This is a genomic window from Haloferax sp. Atlit-10N (assembly GCF_003586325.1).
Taxonomy (GTDB): domain Archaea; phylum Halobacteriota; class Halobacteria; order Halobacteriales; family Haloferacaceae; genus Haloferax; species Haloferax prahovense.
In genome coordinates, this window is record NZ_PSYX01000068.1 from 1 (window position 1) to 720 (window position 720).

1 protein-coding gene is annotated in these 720 nt (G+C 56.9%); it reads left to right on the plus strand.

Annotation, left to right across the window (positions count from 1 at the left end; genetic code table 11):
• Positions 1–22: 22 nt before the first annotated feature.
• A partial coding sequence (locus C5B91_RS21205) for a response regulator (protein ID WP_119713027.1) occupies positions 23–720 on the plus strand: 698 nt, incomplete at its 3' end.

The window sequence follows — 720 nt, forward strand, 5'->3', positions numbered from 1 at the left end:
GTTGTCCCCCTGTGTTCGAATAATGGCCGCTTCTCCACCCATTCTGGATTCGTCGACTGTGTTGCTCGTCGGGATGAACGACTGTCTCACGCAATTTGCCACGACGCTCAAGAGACGGACCGATGCCAATGTACAACACGTTCGAACCAAGACAGAAGCCATTGGAATCGTCCGGAAGCAGCCTACGGATTGTCTCATTAGCGAGTACGCACTCGACGAGACGACCGGGCTCGACCTCCTCCGAGAAATTCGCGAGGAAACCAGTGCACTTCCCGTCCTCCTTGGGACTACTACCGGGAGCGAAGCCATCGCTAGTGAAGCCATTGAAGCGGGAGTCACCGATTACATCGTTCTCTCGGACCCGGCAGCACAGATGACTGATGAACTCACCGAACGAACCGGACGTGCGATTCGGGCTGCACAGCAATCGGCCACGAACCGGGAGAGGGCTAGGCAATTCGATGCGATGTTCAACGATTCGCGAACTGCGACGTGGGTGCTAGACCCAGAGGGCGTACTTGCCCGGGTGAATGAAACAGCACGAGAGATGGTCGATGACGATATCGACACAATCATCGGCGAACCGTTTTGGACGCTTCCGTGGTGGTCACAGGCCGGTGCGACGAATACGGATGTCCACCAACTCGTGGAGAAAGCACTCAACGGGTCGTTCGGCAAGGCGGTCGTTCCACAACCACCAGAGGCCGATGAACAGCGGGT